This window comes from Shewanella electrica (assembly GCF_022321485.1).
Taxonomy (GTDB): Bacteria; Pseudomonadota; Gammaproteobacteria; order Enterobacterales; family Shewanellaceae; genus Shewanella; species Shewanella electrica.
Genome location: NZ_JAKOGG010000061.1, coordinates 1 through 295, shown reverse-complemented (window position 1 = coordinate 295; position 295 = coordinate 1). Strand labels below are relative to the sequence as shown.

Sequence of the window (295 nt, the reverse complement as noted above, 5' to 3'; positions counted from 1 at the left end):
TTGGTCCTTGACGTTAGTGACGGCTCCTTTGTCTCGCCAATCGAAATCCTTGGGGAGATCCTTGGTGGGGAGGATGGGCGCCTTCTGGGCGTGCGCCGGGAAGCGGAGCGGCTTGAGGCCGAGGAACTGGCGGCGGAACTCGGCCGGAGTTAGATCGGAGAATTTGGTGACGCCGTGGACGGCGGAGGGGTCGAGCTTGGCGTGCAGCCTCGCTCTGCGGAGGTTGGACTTGAAGACGCCGAAGCGACGGTCGTGCTCCTCCTTGGTCGCGTACTTCTTCCCGAACTTCGCCTTG

General features: G+C 63.1%; 1 protein-coding gene. It reads right to left on the bottom strand.

All coding sequences use genetic code 11. The annotated features are described in order from the left end of the window. Positions 1-295, bottom strand: a 295-nt coding sequence (locus L9G74_RS23835; protein ID WP_238898515.1) for a C1 family peptidase, incomplete at both ends; no start/stop codon positions are given.